13 protein-coding genes are annotated in these 17,113 nt (G+C 67.9%); 8 read left to right on the top strand and 5 right to left on the bottom strand.

Annotation, left to right across the window (positions count from 1 at the left end; all coding sequences use genetic code 11):
• Nucleotides 1-87 precede the first annotated feature (87 nt).
• On the bottom strand, nt 88-1,434 hold the full coding sequence (locus AB0L70_RS40330) for an acyl-CoA dehydrogenase family protein (protein WP_363692204.1): 1,347 nt from the start codon (nt 1,432-1,434) through the stop codon (nt 88-90).
• A 99-nt stretch (nt 1,435-1,533) separates the two neighbouring features.
• Here AB0L70_RS40330 and AB0L70_RS40325 point away from each other — a divergent pair, with 99 nt between their 5' ends.
• Genes AB0L70_RS40325 through AB0L70_RS40310 form a run of 4 tightly spaced genes read left to right on the top strand, consistent with a single transcriptional unit; the run spans nt 1,534 to nt 5,808 of the window.
• The gene (locus AB0L70_RS40325; protein ID WP_363692203.1) at nt 1,534-2,319 is read left to right on the top strand and encodes a TetR/AcrR family transcriptional regulator; all 786 of its coding nucleotides are present in this window, start codon (nt 1,534-1,536) and stop codon (nt 2,317-2,319) included.
• A complete protein-coding gene (locus tag AB0L70_RS40320; protein ID WP_363692202.1) occupies nt 2,316-3,593 on the top strand; it encodes an acetyl-CoA C-acetyltransferase in 1,278 nt (425 codons plus the stop codon). The genes AB0L70_RS40325 and AB0L70_RS40320 overlap by 4 nt, the downstream gene beginning before the upstream one ends.
• A 9-nt stretch (nt 3,594-3,602) precedes the next feature.
• Nucleotides 3,603-4,949, top strand: coding sequence for a 3-oxoacyl-ACP reductase (locus AB0L70_RS40315; RefSeq protein ID WP_363692201.1), 1,347 nt, complete (start codon nt 3,603-3,605; stop codon nt 4,947-4,949).
• Nucleotide 4,950: 1 nt separating this feature from the next.
• A complete protein-coding gene (locus tag AB0L70_RS40310; protein ID WP_363692200.1) occupies nt 4,951-5,808 on the top strand; it encodes a MaoC/PaaZ C-terminal domain-containing protein in 858 nt (285 codons plus the stop codon).
• Here AB0L70_RS40310 and thrS read toward each other — a convergent pair.
• From thrS to AB0L70_RS40295, 3 genes are all read right to left on the bottom strand, one after another.
• A complete protein-coding gene (thrS, locus tag AB0L70_RS40305) occupies nt 5,774-7,009 on the bottom strand; it encodes a threonine--tRNA ligase (RefSeq protein WP_363692199.1) in 1,236 nt (411 codons plus the stop codon). The two genes, AB0L70_RS40310 and thrS, sit on opposite strands and share 35 nt — an antisense overlap.
• A gap of 162 nt (nt 7,010-7,171) precedes the next feature.
• Nucleotides 7,172-8,014, bottom strand: a complete 843-nt coding sequence (locus AB0L70_RS40300; protein ID WP_363692198.1) for an acyl-CoA thioesterase II — start codon at nt 8,012-8,014, stop codon at nt 7,172-7,174.
• Nucleotides 8,015-8,065: 51 nt separating this feature from the next.
• Entirely contained in the window at nt 8,066-8,980 is a 915-nt protein-coding gene (locus AB0L70_RS40295; protein WP_363692197.1) for a PAC2 family protein, read from the bottom strand.
• A 174-nt stretch (nt 8,981-9,154) separates the two neighbouring features.
• Here AB0L70_RS40295 and AB0L70_RS40290 point away from each other — a divergent pair, with 174 nt between their 5' ends.
• Genes AB0L70_RS40290 through AB0L70_RS40280 form a run of 3 tightly spaced genes read left to right on the top strand, consistent with a single transcriptional unit; the run spans nt 9,155 to nt 12,681 of the window.
• Nucleotides 9,155-10,198 carry a hydroxyacid dehydrogenase gene (locus AB0L70_RS40290; protein ID WP_363692196.1) on the top strand — a complete coding sequence of 348 codons (1,044 nt, stop codon included), beginning with the start codon at nt 9,155-9,157 and terminating at the stop codon, nt 10,196-10,198.
• Nucleotides 10,195-12,102: a DUF2264 domain-containing protein gene (locus tag AB0L70_RS40285; protein WP_363692195.1), complete on the top strand. Its 1,908-nt coding sequence runs from the start codon at nt 10,195-10,197 to the stop codon at nt 12,100-12,102. Before AB0L70_RS40290 ends, AB0L70_RS40285 begins: the two co-directional genes overlap by 4 nt.
• Before the next feature lie 51 nt (nt 12,103-12,153).
• Nucleotides 12,154-12,681, top strand: coding sequence for a ferritin (locus tag AB0L70_RS40280; protein WP_363692193.1), 528 nt, complete (start codon nt 12,154-12,156; stop codon nt 12,679-12,681).
• Between the two features lie 280 nt (nt 12,682-12,961).
• On the opposite strand, the gene AB0L70_RS40275 is transcribed toward AB0L70_RS40280, so the two are convergent.
• A complete protein-coding gene (locus AB0L70_RS40275) occupies nt 12,962-14,845 on the bottom strand; it encodes a DUF2207 domain-containing protein (RefSeq protein ID WP_363692192.1) in 1,884 nt (627 codons plus the stop codon).
• A gap of 119 nt (nt 14,846-14,964) precedes the next feature.
• On the opposite strand from AB0L70_RS40275, the gene AB0L70_RS40270 reads away from it, so the two are divergent.
• Complete coding sequence (locus AB0L70_RS40270; protein WP_363692191.1) at nt 14,965-17,100, top strand: elongation factor G-like protein EF-G2; 2,136 nt, start codon at nt 14,965-14,967, stop codon at nt 17,098-17,100.
• Nucleotides 17,101-17,113 lie beyond the last annotated feature (13 nt).

Genomic DNA, 17,113 nt, shown 5'->3' with positions numbered 1-17,113 from the left:
GCCGGGGGGTGGGTGGGAGCGCGCGTAGCAGGTGCGGGAGGAGCGGAGCGACGGAGCGCCTGCGTAGCACGCGTGGGATGAAAACTCTTATCTGATGCGCATGCCTGAGATGGCGCGGGCGATGACCAGGCGTTGGATCTCCGAGGTGCCTTCGAAGATGGTGTAGATCTTGGCGTCTCGGTGCATGCGTTCTACTGGGTATTCGCGGGTGTAGCCGTTGCCGCCTAGGATTTGGATGGCTTCTTCGGTGACCTTTACGGCTACCTCGCCGGCTTTGAGTTTGGCCATGGAGCCTTCGCCGTGGCGGTAGTCGGGGGTTTCGCCTCGCATGAGGGCGGAGGACATGTTCGCGGCTCGCCAGACCAAGAGGCGGGCGGCGTCGATTTCTAGGGCCATGTCGGCGAGTTTGAAGGCGATGCCCTGGTTGTCGATGATCGGGCGGCCGAACTGTTCGCGGGTCTTGGCGTACTCCAGCGCTACCTCGTAGGCGGCTCGGGCGATGCCGATGGCTTGGGCGCCGACGAGGTGGCGGGTCATTTCGAAGGTGGCCATCGAGGCGTTGCGGCCGGCGGATTCCGCCGTACCGTTCGCCGCGGCGGCGCGGGCCTCGTGGGCGCGGGCGATCCGGGCGTCGAGTTTCTCCTTGCCGCCAAGCACGTTCTCGGCGGGGATGCGGACGTTGTCGAAGAAGACGTCCGCGGTGTGTGACGCCCGCAGACCGTGCTTCCGCAGCTTGGTGCCCATCTCGAGTCCGCGCACCTCAGACTTCGGTACGACGAAAGCCGCCTGCCCCTTGGTCCCCAACGACGGATCGACCGTCGCGACCACCACATGGATGTCCGCGATCCCACCGTTGGTAGCCCAAGCCTTCTGCCCGTTGATCACCCACTCAGAAGTGGCCGAGTCGTACGTCGCCCGAGTACGGATCGCGGACACATCAGACCCCGCACCGGGCTCCGACGAGCAGAATGCAGCCACCCGTACGTCGTCAGCCGTGCCGTAGCACCGCCCCATCCACTGACTCCACTGCTCCGGAGTCCCGTTGGAGAAGATCGCGGACGACGCCAGACCGGTGCCCTTCAAAGACATCGCGATCCCGGCATCACCCCAGAACAGCTCCTCGTGTACGAGCGGCATCAACAGGCCGGTCGGATCCACGAAAAGGTTGACGTTCATGTCCAACCCGTAGAGACCGATCTTCGCGGCCTCCTGGATGATCGGCCACGGGGTCTCCTCACGCTCGTCCCACTCGGAGGCCGCGGGGCGGATGACCTCCTCGGCGAACGTGTGGGTCCAGTCGCGGATCTCCCGCTGCTCGTCGTTCAGAGCGAGCGAGAACGAGCTCCAGCCCGGCTTCGAGCGCTCGGCGCCGAGCTCTCCGGCAAGCGCCATCACATCGGCGGACAACTCGGGCGTGGGGTTCGAATCGGTCATCAACGTCCTCCGGCGACAAAGAAGCAGACAAGCCAGATGTTACCCGTGAGTGTAACCGTCGTTTGCACCAGGGGGTACCGCTGTGGCTAAGATCAATCCATGAGCTCCGCGCTGCTCGCGATCGGACGCCGCCGGACCACGGCGGAGCGTCGTCGTGACCGCGAGCGCGAGATCATCCGCGCGACTCGTGAGCTGTTCGACGAGCGGGGCACGATCGACGCCCAGATCGACGATATCGCCAAGCGGGTGGGGATCAACAAGGCCCTGATCTACCGGCACTTCGCCGGCAAGGAGGAGCTGTTCGCGCTCACTCTGGTCGACTACCTGGGTGACCTCGACCAACTGCTCGCCGCCGTCGACAACCCGCGGAAGACGCCGCTCAATCGCTTGAAAGCACTCAGCGAGGTCTTCGTCGACTTCTGCCTGCAGTATCCGGCGTTCGCGGACTGCGCGATGAGCCTGCTCCGGCGCACCGGCGACCAGCTGTTCGGCGAGATCACCGAGCCGGTGATGACCAAGCTCGGTACGGCGATGGCCGCGGCGCTGCACCGTATTGCGGACATCCTCAGGGCCGGTCAGCGGTCGGGCGTGTTCGACACCGTGGATACCGATTACCTGGCGAATCACCTGTACACACAGACACTCGGATCGTTGCATATGGCAAGGGTCGGGCTGATCGTGTCGAGTGGGCAGCCGGGGCATCCGGTGGTGCATCATGCCGATGTCGCCACCGTCCGGGAGACTGCGATCACCGCAACCCTCGCGACCGCCGTCGGCCGCAAAGCCCTCACCAGCAAAGCGACTGCGGCCAGCAAGACCCGTCGAACCTCCGCCACCGCACGAACGTCCAAAGATGCGAGAACCAGAGCAGGAGAGACATCGTGACCGAGACCCGCAAGGTGGCCGTCGTCGCCGGGAACAGGATTCCGTTCGCCCGGCAGGACAAGACCTACCGGCACGCCTCCAACTCCGACATGCTCACCGCCGCCCTCAACGGGCTGGTCGACCGGACCGGGCTCGGCGGCCAGGAGGTCGGCGAGGTCGTCGCCGGCGCGGTCCTCAAGCACGCCCGCGACTGGAACATGGTCCGCGAGGTGGTCCTCGGTTCCAAGCTCGCGCCGACAACCCCGGCGTACGACATCCAGCAGGCGTGTGGGACCGGGCTCGAGGCGGCGATCCTGGTCGGTAACAAGATCGCGCTCGGTCAGATCGACGCCGGCATCGCGGGTGGGGTAGACACGGCGAGCGATGCACCGATCGCGGTCAACGACAAGCTGCGCAACATCCTGCTCGACCTCAACCGGTCCAAGTCCTTCCAGGACCGTCTGAAGGTACTGGCGCGGGTCCGCCCGAAGGACGTGGTCCCGGAGATCCCGCGCAACGCCGAGCCGCGCACCAGGAAGTCGATGGGTGACCACGCGGCCCTGACCGCGCTCGAGTGGGGCATCACCCGCGAGGCGCAGGACGAGCTCGCGTACCGCTCCCACATGAACCTCGCCGCGAGCTACGACCGTGGCTTCCAGCAGGACCTCATCACGCCGTACCTGGGCCTCGAGAAGGACCAGAACCTGCGGCCCGACACAACCCTCGAGAAGCTGGCGAAGCTCCGGACGGCGTACGGCAAGGGCGAGACCGCGACCATGACGGCCGGGAACTCGACCCCGCTCACCGACGGTGCGTCGGCCGTCCTGCTGGCGACCGACGAGTGGGCCACCGAGCACGGACTCCGCCCGCTCGCGTACCTGACCCACTCGCAGACGGCCGCAGTCGACTACGTGAAGGGTGCCGAGGGCTTGCTGATGGCTCCGGCGTACGCCGTGCCCCGCATGCTGGCCCGTGCCGGACTCACGCTGCAGGACTTCGACTACTACGAGATCCACGAGGCGTTCGCATCCCAGGTGCTGTCCACGCTGAAGGCATGGGAGGATCCGATCTTCTGCAAGGAACGGCTCGGCCTGGACGCTCCGCTCGGCGAGATCGACCGGGACAAGCTGAACGTGAACGGCAGCTCGCTGGCTGCGGGCCACCCGTTCGCTGCGACCGGCGGGCGGATCGTCGCCGCGCTGGCCAAGCAACTGGACGAGAACGGCGGTGGCCGGGGCCTGATCTCGATCTGCGCCGCGGGCGGCCAGGGCGTCGTCGCCATCCTCGAGAAGTAGGAGCTGAGAATGACGGACCGCTACCAGACCTTCACCCGGACGCCGCTCGGCCAGACCCTGGTGAAGAACCTGGGTCTGCCCGACCCGATGCCGTTGCAGCGCTGGATCGAGGGTTCGCCGGTGATCGACGGCCCCGTGGTGTTCGGCGCGATCGGCGAGACCGATGCCGGCAAGGCGATCCAGGCGCTGCTGCGCGACATCGGCGCCTCGTTCAGCACCGCGACCGAGGGCGTCGCGTCGAGTGAGATCCGGCCGAAGGCGCTGGTCTTCGACGCGACCGGCGCGACCTCGACGGCCGAGCTGACCAGCCTGCAGCGCTTCTTCTCCCCCGTCATCCGCCAGCTCGCGGCCGCCGGTCGAGTCATCGTGGTCGGCCGTACGCCGGAGCTCGCGCAATCGACCGAGGAACAGATTGCCCAGCGCGCTCTCGAAGGCTTCACGCGAAGCCTGGGCAAGGAGGTGAAGCGCGGCGCCACGGTCAACCTCGTGTACGTCGCTCCCGACGCCCACGAGCAGCTGGATTCGACCCTCCGCTTCTTCCTCTCCCCCAAGTCGGCGTACGTCGACGCGCAGGTCACCCGGATCGGGACCGGTCCCCTGGTCAGCAACGACCCGAACCGCCCCCTGGCCGGTCGCATCGCCCTGGTCACCGGCGCGGCCCGCGGGATCGGCGCGTCGATCGCCAACACGCTCGCCCGGGACGGCGCGACCGTGATCGGCGTCGACGTACCGCAGAACGCGGACGCTCTCCGCAAGGTGATGTCGAAGATCCAGGGCAGCGAGCTCCTGCTCGACGTGACCGCGGTCGACGCCGCCCAGCGGATCGCCGCCCACGCCCAGGAGCAGTACGGCGGACTCGACATCGTCGTCCACAACGCCGGCATCACCCGGGACAAGCGGCTCGCGAACATGCGGACCGACGCGTGGGACGCCGTGCTCGACGTCAACCTGCGCGCGCCGGAACGGATCACCCAGCATCTGCTCGAGTCCGGGGCGCTCCGCGACGGCGGCTCGATCATCGGTGTCGCGAGCATCGCCGGCATCGCGGGGAACAACGGCCAAACGAACTACGCGACCTCGAAGGCCGGCGTGATCGGCCTGGTCCAGGCCCTCGCGCCGACTCTGACCGACCGGAACATCCGGATCAACGCGGTCGCGCCCGGATTCATCGAGACCGAGATGACCGCGAAGGTTCCGTTCGCGATCCGTGAGGTCGGCCGGCGGATCAACTCGCTGCAACAGGGCGGGCTGCCGATCGATGTCGCCGAGACCATCGCCTGGTTCGCCGACCCAGCCTCGGCCGGCGTCACCGGCAACGTGGTCCGGGTCTGCGGCCAGAGCATGCTGGGCGCCTGACATGCCGACCCGTCGGTACGACGACTCCCCCGGGCTCGGCTCTCTCTACGCCCGGACCGTCCGAGCGACCATGCGCCGGGCCGACTACGAGCCCGACGCGGACGGTCTCACGCTCGAGTTGCCACGGTCGGCGATCAACCAGGACCACCTGCAGGCCTACTGGGAGGTCACCGGATTCCCGGCCGGCCCGGCGCTGCCCGCGACGTACCTGCATGTGCTCGCGTTCCCGCTGCATCTGGACCTGATGTCCGACCCGTCGTTCCCGTACAAGCCGATGGGCATCGTGCACCTGTCCAACACGATCACCCAGCGGCGGCCGATCCCGATCCACGCGGAGCCGGCGATCCGCGTGCACAGCACGCCGGAGCGCCCGCACCCGAAGGGCACCGTCTTCGACGTGATCAGCGAGGTCAGCATCGACGGGAAGGTCGTGTGGACCGACCTGACCACCCTGCTCAGCCGCTCGTCCGGGACCGAGTCGGCGCATGTCGACCTGCTGAAGGACCCCGAGCTGGACGCCAACTCCTGGTGGGACCTGCACGGCAACCTCGGCCGCCGGTACGCCGCCGCGTCCGGCGACCGGAACCCGATCCACCTGTTCAAACTGACCGCTCAGGCGTTCGGGTTCCCGCGCCAGATCGCGCACGGCATGTGGGCCAAGGCTGCCGCGCTCGCCTCGATCGAGCGGGCCGGGAAACTCCCGGACGCCTTCACGGTCCGCGTCGACTTCCGCAAACCCCTGCTGCTCCCGTCACGGGTCCAGTTCGGCTACCAGCAGACCGGCAAGACCACCGACTTCGCCCTGTACGACGAGCAGCACGAGCTCACCCACCTGATCGGACAGCTGCAGGCGAACTGAGCCGCACGATCCGATCGAGCACCTCTCCGATCGGCGCGGCGTCATGCTTCTTGCCATCGCGCTCCCGAATCGCCAACGCCCCAGCCGCGGCCTCGCGAGCACCGATGACCGCCTGGTACGGCGCCGACCGGTTCTCCCGGATCCGCGCACCCAGGCTGCCCTCGTCCGCGTGCGCGACCTCGGCCCGCAGCCCGAGAGCCATCGCCCGCCGGACGACCTGGATGGCGACCTCCTCCTCATCGTCAGAGATCGGGAGTACGACGAGTTGCACCGGCGCGAGCCACGCCGGGAAAGCCCCGCCGTGCACCTCGATCAGCTGCGCCATCGCCCGTTCGATACTGCCGACGATCGCGCGGTGCACCATCACCGGACGGTGCTTGTTGCCGTCGGCACCGATGTACTCGAGGCCGAACGCCGCCGGCTGGTGGAAGTCGAGTTGGACGGTCGACAGGCTGAACTCGCGACCGGCCGAATCCTCCATCTGGATGTCGATCTTCGGACCGTAGAACGCCGCCTCGCCGGGTGCCTCCTCGTAGTCGACACCGGCGTTCTTCAGCACCTCGCGGAGCAGGTCGGCGGCGTGCGCCCAGCTGTCCGCGTCCCCGACGTACTTGCTGGCCGGGTCACCGAAGGCGGCATCCTCAGCCGGTAGGGCCAGCACATAGCGGGATGCGCTGATCCCCATATCGGCGTACGCCTGGTTGATCAGGGCCAGCGCGTTCTCGGCCTCGACGGCGACCTGGTCGAGGCGGCAGAAGATGTGCGCGTCGTTGAGTTGCATCGCCCGGACCCGGCTCAGGCCGGCGATCGCGCCGGACAGCTCGGCGCGGTACTGCCCGCCGAGCTCGGAGAGCCGGAGCGGGAGTTCGCGGTAGCTGTGCGAGCGGGAGCGATACATCAGCGCGTGGTGTGGACAGATGCTCGGCCGCAGGACCAGTTGCTCGGCGCCCATATCCATCGGCGGGTACATGTCGTCCTTGTACTTGGCCCAGTGGCCCGAGATCTCGTACAGCTCGCGCTTGGCGAGGACGGGCGAATAGACCCGCTGATAGCCGGCTCGTCGTTCCACTTCGGCGATGTAGCTCTCCAAGGCGTGCCGGACGGCGGCACCGGCGGGCAGCCAGTACGGCAGACCTGCGCCGATCAGCGGGTCGGAGTCGAACAGACCGAGTTCACGGCCGAGCTTGCGGTGGTCGTGCATGAGATGGCTCCTCGAAATCAGAGGGCGAGGACCCACGGACGCGACAAAGCCCCGGGGCAATCGCCCCGGGGCTTTGTCAGACAGTCAGATGTCAGCGCGCCAGGACGGAGTCCGGCGTCGTCGTGACTACAGCGCGCTTGATCATGTTTGAACGATAGCAGATCACTTGTGCTCCAAGTCCAGCCCAACTGGGCGGATCAGACCTTCCTGAGCGACCGACGCGATCAGCTCACCGCTCGAGGTGTAGAGGCGGCCGGTGGCGAAGCCGCGGGCGCCGGAGGCTGAGGGCGAGGCCTGGTCGTAGAGGAGCCACTCGTCGGCGCGGAACGGGCGATGGAACCAGAGGGCGTGGTCGAGAGAGGCCGGCTGGATCCGGCGGTCGCCGATGACGATCCCATGCGGAAGCAAGCTTGCCCCGAGCAACGTCAAGTCACTGGCATACGCGAGAACGCAAGCATGTAGGGCCGGATCGTCCGGAAGCTTGCCAGCAGCCCTTATCCAGAACTGCCGACCCGTCACGCCGGCCAGGCGTACGTCGAGAGCCGCCCACTCCTTGTCCCAGTCGGAAGCCGCGCGACCCGATCGCGCCTCGAGGACGGTCGCCAACCGCGGCGCCTCCTCCGGCGGTACGACGTCATCCGGCATCGGATCCTGATGATCGAGACCGGGCTCGGGCCGCTGGAACGACGCCGACATGTAGAAGATCGGCTTGCCGTTCTGCGAGGCAACCACCCGGCGGCTGCTGAACGTTCCGCCGTCCCGCGTCGGCTCCGCCCGATAGACAATCGGTACGGCGGTGTCGCCCGCGCGCAGGAAATACCCGTGCAACGAGTGGACCAGCCGCTCCGGATCCACTGTCCGGCTGGCGGCCGCCAACGCCTGGCCCAGTACCTGGCCGCCGAACACGCGTTGCATCGAGGTCTGCGGCTGCCGGCCCCGGTACAGGTCGGCGTCGATCATCTCCAGGTCGAGCAGCTCGACCAGGTCCTCCAGCGACTCAGGCATGCCTCATCCTGACAGGTCCCACCGGGAGCAGGACCTGTCAGGTGACAGGACTCACTGGTCGTCGTCGCGGTTCAGTTCAGCCAGGAACTGCTCGACCTCGGCGCCGAGCTCCTCGGCGGACGGGGTGGAATCGGCCAGGAGGCTCTTGCGGCTGACGGAGCCGGCGGCCGCGTCGTACTGCGTCTCGAGGGCGTTGACCACCGCGGAGGCATCCTCTGACGCCTCGACCTGCTCGTCGACCATCCGGCCCGTGAGGGCGGCCTCGTCGAGCAGGGCCTTGCTAGGGAGGAGCAGGCCCGTCGCGGCCGAGATCGCGTGCACCAGGGCCAGTGCGGCACCCGGGAAGCGGTTCTCAGCCAGGTAGTGCGGGACGTGGACCGCGAAGCCCATCGCGTCCTTGCCGGCCTCACCCAGGCGCACCTGCAGCATCGTGCCGGCGCTCGAGGGCAGCCGCATCTCGCCGTCCCAGATGTTCGAACGGGTGACCAGCTCGGGCCGGGTCGCGTGCGCGGTCAAGCCGAGCGGACGGGTGTGCGGGACGCCCATCGGGATGCCGTGGACGCCGATCGTGAGCGTCACGTTGTACAGCTCGATCAGCTGCCGGATCGCGCCGGCGAACCGGTTCCAGTGGTTGTCCGGCTCCGCGCCTTCGAGCAGCAGGAACTCGACACCCGCGTCGTCCTTCAGCAGGTGCAGGTTCAGCTGCGGCGGCGTGTAGTCGATGAATCGGTCCTCGGCGAACGTCACCTCAGGCCGCCGGGCCCGGTAGTCGTGCAGGAGATCGACGTCGAACCGCGCCAGCAGCCGGCTGTCCAGCACCTCGAGCAGGTGATCGGCGGTCACCCGGCCGGCCTGGCCGGCGTCCATGAACCCGTCCAGCGAGTGCACCAAGACCTTCGGCGTCGCCGCCGGGCCGGTCGCCACCGACTCGTCGACGATCTCGTAGAGGTCGTCCGGTCGCAGCATCGTCGTCTCCTTCATACAGTGGCCAACAGGGCGGGTAGGCCCCTCTATCCTGCCCTTTCACCCCACAACGTCCGAACGGTGGGCCCACATTCCGGCCATCGCGAACTTTCAGCTTCTTCCAAGATTCGACACGCCGGGCGACGGGTTGGGAAAGCGCTTGCTAGGTTGGTTGTCGTGAGCAGCGAACCTGATTCCGCCCTGACCGTCATGCTGGCGATGAACGACGCTAGCCGGGAGCGCGTGCTGATCCCGCGCGTCCGGCAGCGCCTGGAGGCGGCCGCGACGGTGCTTCCGGTCGGTCCCGGACTCAGCAACAACGGGGACCTGCCGGTCCGGGGCTTCCTGGCCGACCCGGCGATCCGGGCCGCGTTACCGGAGGTCGACGTACTGCTCACTGGGTGGGGCTGTCCGCGGATCGGGCCCGAGGTGCTCGACGCGGCGCCGAAACTGCAGGCGATCCTGCACGCGGCCGGCACGGTCAAGGCGATCGTCGACCCGGTCGCGTTCGACCGCGGGATCCAGGTGTCGTCGGCGGCGACCGCGAACGCGCTGCCGGTGGCCGAGTTCACGGTCGCCTCGATCGTGCTCGCCGGGAAGCGGGCGTTCCGGCTCGCGGCGCAGTACCGGCTCGAGCGGCGGAAGGCGGACCCGCACGGGATGCCGGGCAGCTACGGCTCGACGGTTGGTCTGCTGGGGGCGTCGCGGATCGGGAAGATGGTGGCCGAGCGGCTGCGCGGGTTCGATCTGGAGGTGCTGATCAGCGATCCGTATCTGACCGCGGCCGAGGCGGCTGAGCTCGGTGCGGAGTTGGTCGACAACGACACGCTGTTCCGGCGGAGCGACATTCTGAGCGTGCATGCGCCGCTGATTCCGGAGACGGTCGGCCTGGTCGACGCCCGCCTGCTCGGGTTGCTCCGGGATGGCGCGGTCCTGATCAATACGGCTCGCGGGAAGATCATCGACCCCGAGGCACTGATCAGGGAGTGCGCCTCCGGGCGGATTGACGCCGTACTCGATGTGACCGAGCCGGAGCCGCTGCCTCCCGACTCGCCGCTGCTCGACCTGCCGAACGTCTTCATCACGCCACACGTCGCCGGTGCCGTTGGCAACGAGATCGCCCGCCTCGGCGAAATGGCCGTCGGGGAGCTCGAGCGGCTGGTCGCCGGCCAGCCGTTGCAGCACGCCATCAGCCCAATCGAACTCGGAAGGCTCGCATGACCCGCCTCGTACTGCCGGACACCGATCGCGTCCTGTCCCGCCAGACGGGCTGGAGTCGTGCGCACTGGGAGGCACTGGCGGACTACCTGCTCGACTCACTCGTGCCGTACTTCTCCCCCGGCGCCGCGCTGGTCGCACTGCCTGGCCGACCGAGCCGATCGGGTACGGCGTCAGACGCGCTGGAAGGGTTTGCCCGGTCGTTCATGCTGGCCGCGTTCCGGATCGCCGGCGTGCAGGGCAAGGGCTGCGAGGCCCTGATCGAGCGGTACGCGCGCGGTGTCGCGAACGGAGCGAATCCGGACCACCCGGACGCGTGGCTGCGGTTGACTCCGCGCTCGCAGCAGATGGTCGAGGCCGCGGCGATCGCGGTCGCGCTGCACGAGACGCGGGAGTGGATCTGGGACCGGCTCGACACCCGCGCGCAGGAGCACGTCGCGGAGTGGCTGGGCGGGTTCAACGGATCCACCACGCATGACAACAACTGGCGGCTGTTCCAGGTGGTGAGTGAACAGTTCCTCGCGTCGGTCGGGGCGCCGTACTCGCAGGACGACATCGACGATGGCCTGGACCGGATCGAGGACTGGTACGTCGGCGACGGGTGGTACTCCGATGGCGACGGGCAGAACTTCGACAACTACATCGGCTGGGCCATGCACCTCTACCCGGGGTTGTGGACGCGGATGGCGGCTGCCACACCGGGTGCGGCGTACGAGGATCGGTTGAAGGTCTATCAGGACCGGCTGCGGTTGTTCCTCGAGGACGCGGTGCATCTGGTCGGCAACGACGGAGCGCCGATCTATCAGGGGCGCTCGCTGACGTACCGGACGGCTGCGGCTGCGCCGTACTGGATGGGCGCGGTGCTGGACGCCACTCCCCTGTCACCGGGGCAGACGCGGCGGTTGTGTTCAGGGATCGCACGGCACTTTGTGCAGCACGGCGTACCGGATGAGCGTGGGCTGTTGACGCTGGGGTGGTACGACACGTTCTTGCCGACTACACAGCAGTACTCCGGGCCTGGGTCGCCGTACTGGGCTTCGAAGGGGTTCATCGGGCTGTTGCTGCCGCCGGAGCACCCGGTGTGGACTGCGCCGGAGGACTCTGTCCCGCTTGACGATGCGGATCAGGTACGAGCGATGCCGGCACCGGGGTGGATCGTGCACGGGAGCCGGCACGATCAGATCGTGCGGCTGGTCAACCACGGTGCCGATCACGCGCCGTTGGCTGAGCCGGAGGGCGTGGAGCCGGCGGGCGATCCGCACTACAACCGGCTGGCGTACGCGAACCACGCCGGGCCGGAACTGTCGGACCAGGCGCCGCGGATCGACAACCTGATCTCGCTGGTCGGCTCGGACGGTCAGTCGAGTTCGCGCGGGCGGATCCGGCGGATCGGGGTCAGCGGACGTACGGCGTCCTCGTGGCACAAGGCGTGGTTGGGTTCGGAGGGGCCGTGGCGGATCGAGACGGCTTCCGTCGTCCACGGTGGGTGGGAGATTCGGTGTGCGCTGGTGGAAGGGCCGGCCGGATCGATCGTGCGGAGTGGTGGGTTCGCGGTGGCGGGTGCGTCGTTGCCGGAGGCAAGTGCCGGTGATCGGGCCGCATCGGCGCGGAACTCGGATGGGTTGTCGTCGGCGGTCGTCGGATTGCATGGGTACGACGCAGCGGGAGTGCATCGCGGACTCGGGGCCAACGCGTTCGGTGTGCACTCGGCAACGCCGTACGTGACGGCTCCGCACGACGGGGAGCCGTTGGTGCTCGTGAGCGCCGTACTGCTGACCCGGGACGCGCTCCGGCCGGAAGCGCTTGCCGAGGGCATCGATGTGGTGGTCGAGGGTGCGACGGTCCGGATCAGCCTGCCTGGTGGAGGTGTCGAGGTGGTCGAACTGGGACGGAATCGAGCGGGTTAGGCGAGCCTGACCAAGGTCGAGAAAACTGGTTTCGGCCATTAGATTGACGTAATGAGCACGTACGAGAAACTTCTGCAGGAGCAGATCCGGAACGAATTCACGGCGTCACAGCAATACGTGGCAGTGGCTGTCTGGTACGACGACCAGGATCTTCCGCAGCTCGCGTCGCACTTCTACAAGCAGTCACTGGAAGAGCGCAACCACGCGATGATGATGGTCCAGTACCTGCTGGACAAGGACATCCGGCCGCACATCCCCTCCGTCGGCGAGGTCGAGTCGGACTTCAAGTCCGCGCTGGAGCCGCTGGAGCTGGCACTCGCGCAGGAGATCACCGTCACCAAGCAGATCGAGACGCTGGCCCGGACCGCTCGGGACGAGAGTGATTACATCGGTGAGCAATTCATGCAGTGGTTCCTCAAGGAGCAGGTCGAGGAAGTCGCCGCGATGACCACCCTCGTGAACGTCGCCAAGCGCGCCGGCGACAACCTCTTCCACCTCGAAGACTTCCTCGCCCGCGAGGTGGTCGGCAACGACGGCAACGACCCCACGGCTCCGGTTGCAGCCGGCGGGAAGGTCTGAGCCGGGTTACCAGCTGCCACCTCCGCCGCCTCCTCCTCCGGAACCTGAGGAGGAGGACGAGCTGGAGCTGCTGCTGAAGCCGGAGGAGGTGCCTCCTCCGGCTGACGGGCTCGGGGGTGAGCTGAAGGTGTTGGAGACGGCCGAGGTCATGTCCGTGAGCGCGCGAAGTCGCGAAACCGGCGAGCGCCAACCCGGCGACCAGCGTGCAGAACAGGATCCGCAGAGTCCTCCGCATGCTCGCGAGACTACCGAGAGTGCAGCCGATGGTGACAACCAGCCACTACCAGCTGCCGCCGCCTCCGCCACCGCCACCGCCGCCGGACGAGCCGCCGCTGAAGCCGGAGGAGCTACCTCCACCACCACCGGAGCTGGCCGGAGCTGGCGGCGGATCGAACGTCTGCGCAACCGTCGAGCTGACGGCACCCGCGGTCCACCCGGAGCTGTAGTAGGACGGCCCGACGTACCAATACGGATCAGGAGTCAGCCGACCGGCAGCGACGAGCTGCTCGCACACCTTCTGCCAGCGATCAGCCAGCCCGAAAGCGATCGCCCAGGGAAGGTACTTGCTGAAGATGTCCTCTCCCTCCTCGAACCGCAGCTGATCCGCCTCCGCCGTCGCCAGGTACTTCCGGAAGCCGACCAGCTGATCCGCAACCGCCCGCCCGGCCGGATTCCGTTGCCCCTTCGACCTTTTCCCGATCCAGATGCCGAGGGCAACGATCACCGCGACCACGGGTACGACGATGACCACGCCGCGACCGAGTCCACCGGTCGCCGCACCGGTGATCGTCCCGGCCAGCCCGGCACCGAACACCCAGATCGCGATCATCCCCATGCACGCGCAGCCGGTGCCGTTCTTGAACACCGATCCCCCGCCGGCCCGCGGCATCCGCAGGTACCACCCGCGGGCCTTAACCTGGTCCCGCAGCGCCCGGATCATCCCGTCGTGCGCCCGCCGCATCGTGTGGTCACCGACCGCGCCGCGACGCAGCAGGACCTCCTCCCCCGGCTGCAACGACGGGAACAGCCCAGACATCAGCACCTGCTCATGCGGTGCGGTCGCCACCGCCGGATTCACCAGCACGGCCTTCTGGTCGTTGCCGGTGTTCTCGATCCGTACGCCGCCGCGCACCGCCATGTCGATCAGCGTCGCCGCGGTCTCGACCGTCGTCGCCTTCGCGTCGATCAGCAGCCCACCCTCGGCCACCGGAATGCGCGGCGGGGAGAACGCGACCGGGAGCTGGTCCTCGGACAGGTCGTCCTTGACCGGCTCGGCCGCGATCCCGTCCGGCGGGAACGTGCCCGGCGGCATCCCGGCGTACCGCTGGTCCTTGTTCCCGTTCTTCCCGTAGAGCGCAGCGGCCACGATCGCGGCCAGGCTGATCACGCCGGAGCCGATGAGGGACAGCCAGGACAGCCCGTTCCGCTCCATCCAGTTCGGTGCGTCGACCACGATCGGAGCGTCGTTGGCGACGACACCGGGCTTGATCCCGGCCACGATCGTCATCTGGTCGCTCCGTGCCAGGTTGGTCGCACCGAAGGCGCCCTTCCCGGAGCCGTCGACCGTGTGTGTGCACTCCTGACTCGAGCCCGCCGGGCCCTGGAAGCAGTCCGTCTGCTGCACGCCTTCCGGCACGGTGACACTGACATCGACCTGGTTCAGTACGGCGTCCCACGCCGAGCCGGTCGCGTCCCAGTACAGCTCGCTGTGGTCGGCGAAGTGCCGCAGCGCACCGCGGACGTCGTACGTGATCTCGTACGTCGCGTCGTACCCGGAGATCGTCCGGTCCTCGGAGCCGATCTTGATCCGCATCGTCTGGTCGCGGTCGGAGTTGTACTTCGTCGTCTCGGTGCTGAACTCGTCGGACGCACCCGACGGGCTGGACACCTTGATGTTCGAGACCTCGTACTTCTGGTCCTTCGACTCGTCGTCCTTGTACGGCTCCCGGATCACCAGGTCCCGGTAGATACCGTGCCGGCCGGTGCTGCCGAACGTATAGGCGATCGTCTCCTTCACCTGCAGTACGCCGTCCGGCGTGACCGTGTACGCGATCGTGAAGTCCTTCACCTCGTCGCCCGTCGCGGCCGACGCAGGCGTCGCGAACCCGGCCAGAGCCAGGATCGCGACCAACGTGCTGATGACTACCCCGAGTGCCCTACGCATGGCCGCGACACTACCCAGCGGCAGGGTCCGGAGGTGGGACCTTGCCACGAATCCGCGACCGGATGGCTCTTGTGCGAAGTGGCCGTTCGGGGAATGGTGGGTGGACCAGGAGGAACGTCATGGCAGACAAGACGAACACTTCCCAAGGCACCGGAGCCGCGCCCGCTGTGGACAGCCCGGACGCCATCCGCAACGTGGTGCTCGTCGGCCCGTCCGGAGCCGGCAAGACCACCCTTGTCGAGGCCCTGCTGGTGGCCTCCGGCGTCCTGAACAGACCCGGCACCGTCCTGGACGGAACCACTGTGTGTGACTTCGACGACGCCGAGATCCGGCAGCAACGTTCGGTCGGGTTGTCGCTCGCCTCGCTGCCGCACCAGGGCGTCAAGCTGAACCTGATCGACACCCCTGGGTACGCCGATTTCGTCGGCGAACTGCGGGCCGGGCTCCGGGCCGCCGACTGCGCGCTGTTCGTGATCGCGGCGAACGAAGGTGTCGACGAGCCGACCAAGTCGCTCTGGCAGGAGTGCGACCAGGTCGGGATGCCGCGGGCCGTCGTGATCACCAAGCTCGACCACGCCCGGGCCAACTACCAGAACGCGCTCGCCACCGCGCAGGCCGCGTTCGGCGACAGGGTGCTGCCGCTCTACCTGCCCGCTGGTGACGGGCTGATCGGGCTGCTTTCCCAGACGTACTACGGCTACGCGGGCGGCAAACGCTCCACGTCGGCGCCGGATTCGGCGTACGACGACGAGATCGAGGAGCTCCGCGGCACGCTGATCGAGGGGATCATCGAGGAGTCCGAGGACGAATCCTTGATGGATCGGTACCTCGGTGGCGAAGAGATCGACCAGAAGGTGCTGATCGACGATCTGGAGCACGCGGTCGAGCATGGGACGTTCTTCCCGGTGATCCCCGTCTGCAGCGCCTCCGGCATCGGCACGTTCGAGCTGCTCGAGGTCGCGACCAGCGGATTCCCGTCGCCACCCGAGCACAGGCTGCCCGAGGTGTTCACCCCGCACGGCGTCCCGCGCAAGGGACTCAGCTGCGACCCGGACGGGCCGCTGCTGGCCGAGGTGGTGAAGACGACGTCGGATCCGTACGTCGGCAGGGTGAGCCTGGTGCGGGTGTTCTCCGGCACCGTCAGGCCCGACACGACAGTTCACGTGTCGGGCCATTTCACGTCCTTCTTCGGTGATCAGAACTCACACGCCGATCACGACGAGGACGAGCGGATCGGGACGTTGTCGTTCCCGATCGGCAAGGTACAGCGGCCCGCTACAAACGTGATCGCGGGCGATCTGTGTGCCATCGGGCGGCTGACCCGGGCAGAGACCGGCGACACGCTGTCCGACAAGGCCGACCCACTGCTGCTCAAGCCGTGGACGATGCCGGAGCCCTTGCTGCCGATCGCCGTCCAGGCGCATGCGAAGACCGACGAGGACAAGCTGAGCGTCGGGTTGCAGCGGCTCGCGGCCGAGGATCCGACCTTACGGATCGAGCAGAACCCGGAGACGCACCAGATCGTCTTGTGGTGCATGGGTGAGGCCCACTCGGACGTCGTACTCGATGCCTTGGCCTCCCGGTACGGCGTGACCGTCGACACCGTGGAGTTGCGGGTGCCGCTGCGGGAGACGTTCGGCGGGAAGGCGAAAGGTCACGGGCGGCACGTGAAGCAGTCCGGCGGCCACGGTCAGTACGCCGTCTGCGATATCGAGGTCGAGCCGTTGCCGCAGGGCGCGGAGTTCGAGTTCGTCGACAAGGTGGTCGGCGGTGCGGTGCCGCGGCAGTTCATCCCGAGCGTCGAGAAGGGCGTCCGGGCGCAGATGGAGAAGGGGGTCGGGGCCGGCTATCCGGTCGTGAACATCCGGGTCACGCTGCTGGACGGAAAGGCGCACAGCGTCGACTCCTCGGACATGGCGTTCCAGATGGCCGGTGGGCTCGCGCTCCGCGAGGCGGCTGCCGCGACCCGGGTGAGCCTGCTCGAGCCGGTGGACCTCGTCTCCGTGCTGGTGCCCGACGATCTCGTCGGCGCGGTGATGAGCGACCTGTCCGGCCGGCGTGGGCGACTGCTCGGGACGGACAAGGTCGGCGAGGACCGGACTTTGGTGAAGGCCGAGGTGCCGCAGGTGGAGATCACCCGCTACACGATCGACCTCCGGTCGCTCTCGCATGGCGCGGCGTCGTTCAGCCGTCAGTTCTCCCGCTACGAAGCAATGCCGGACTCCGCCGCCGCGAAGGTGAAGTCCTCCTCCTGAAGACCTGGTGCCG

It is taken from the genome of Kribbella sp. NPDC051952 (genome assembly GCF_040680855.1).
GTDB lineage: Bacteria > Actinomycetota > Actinomycetes > Propionibacteriales > Kribbellaceae > Kribbella.
Note: the sequence above shows the minus strand (reverse complement) of the source record. Positions and strands in the feature narration are given on the sequence as shown.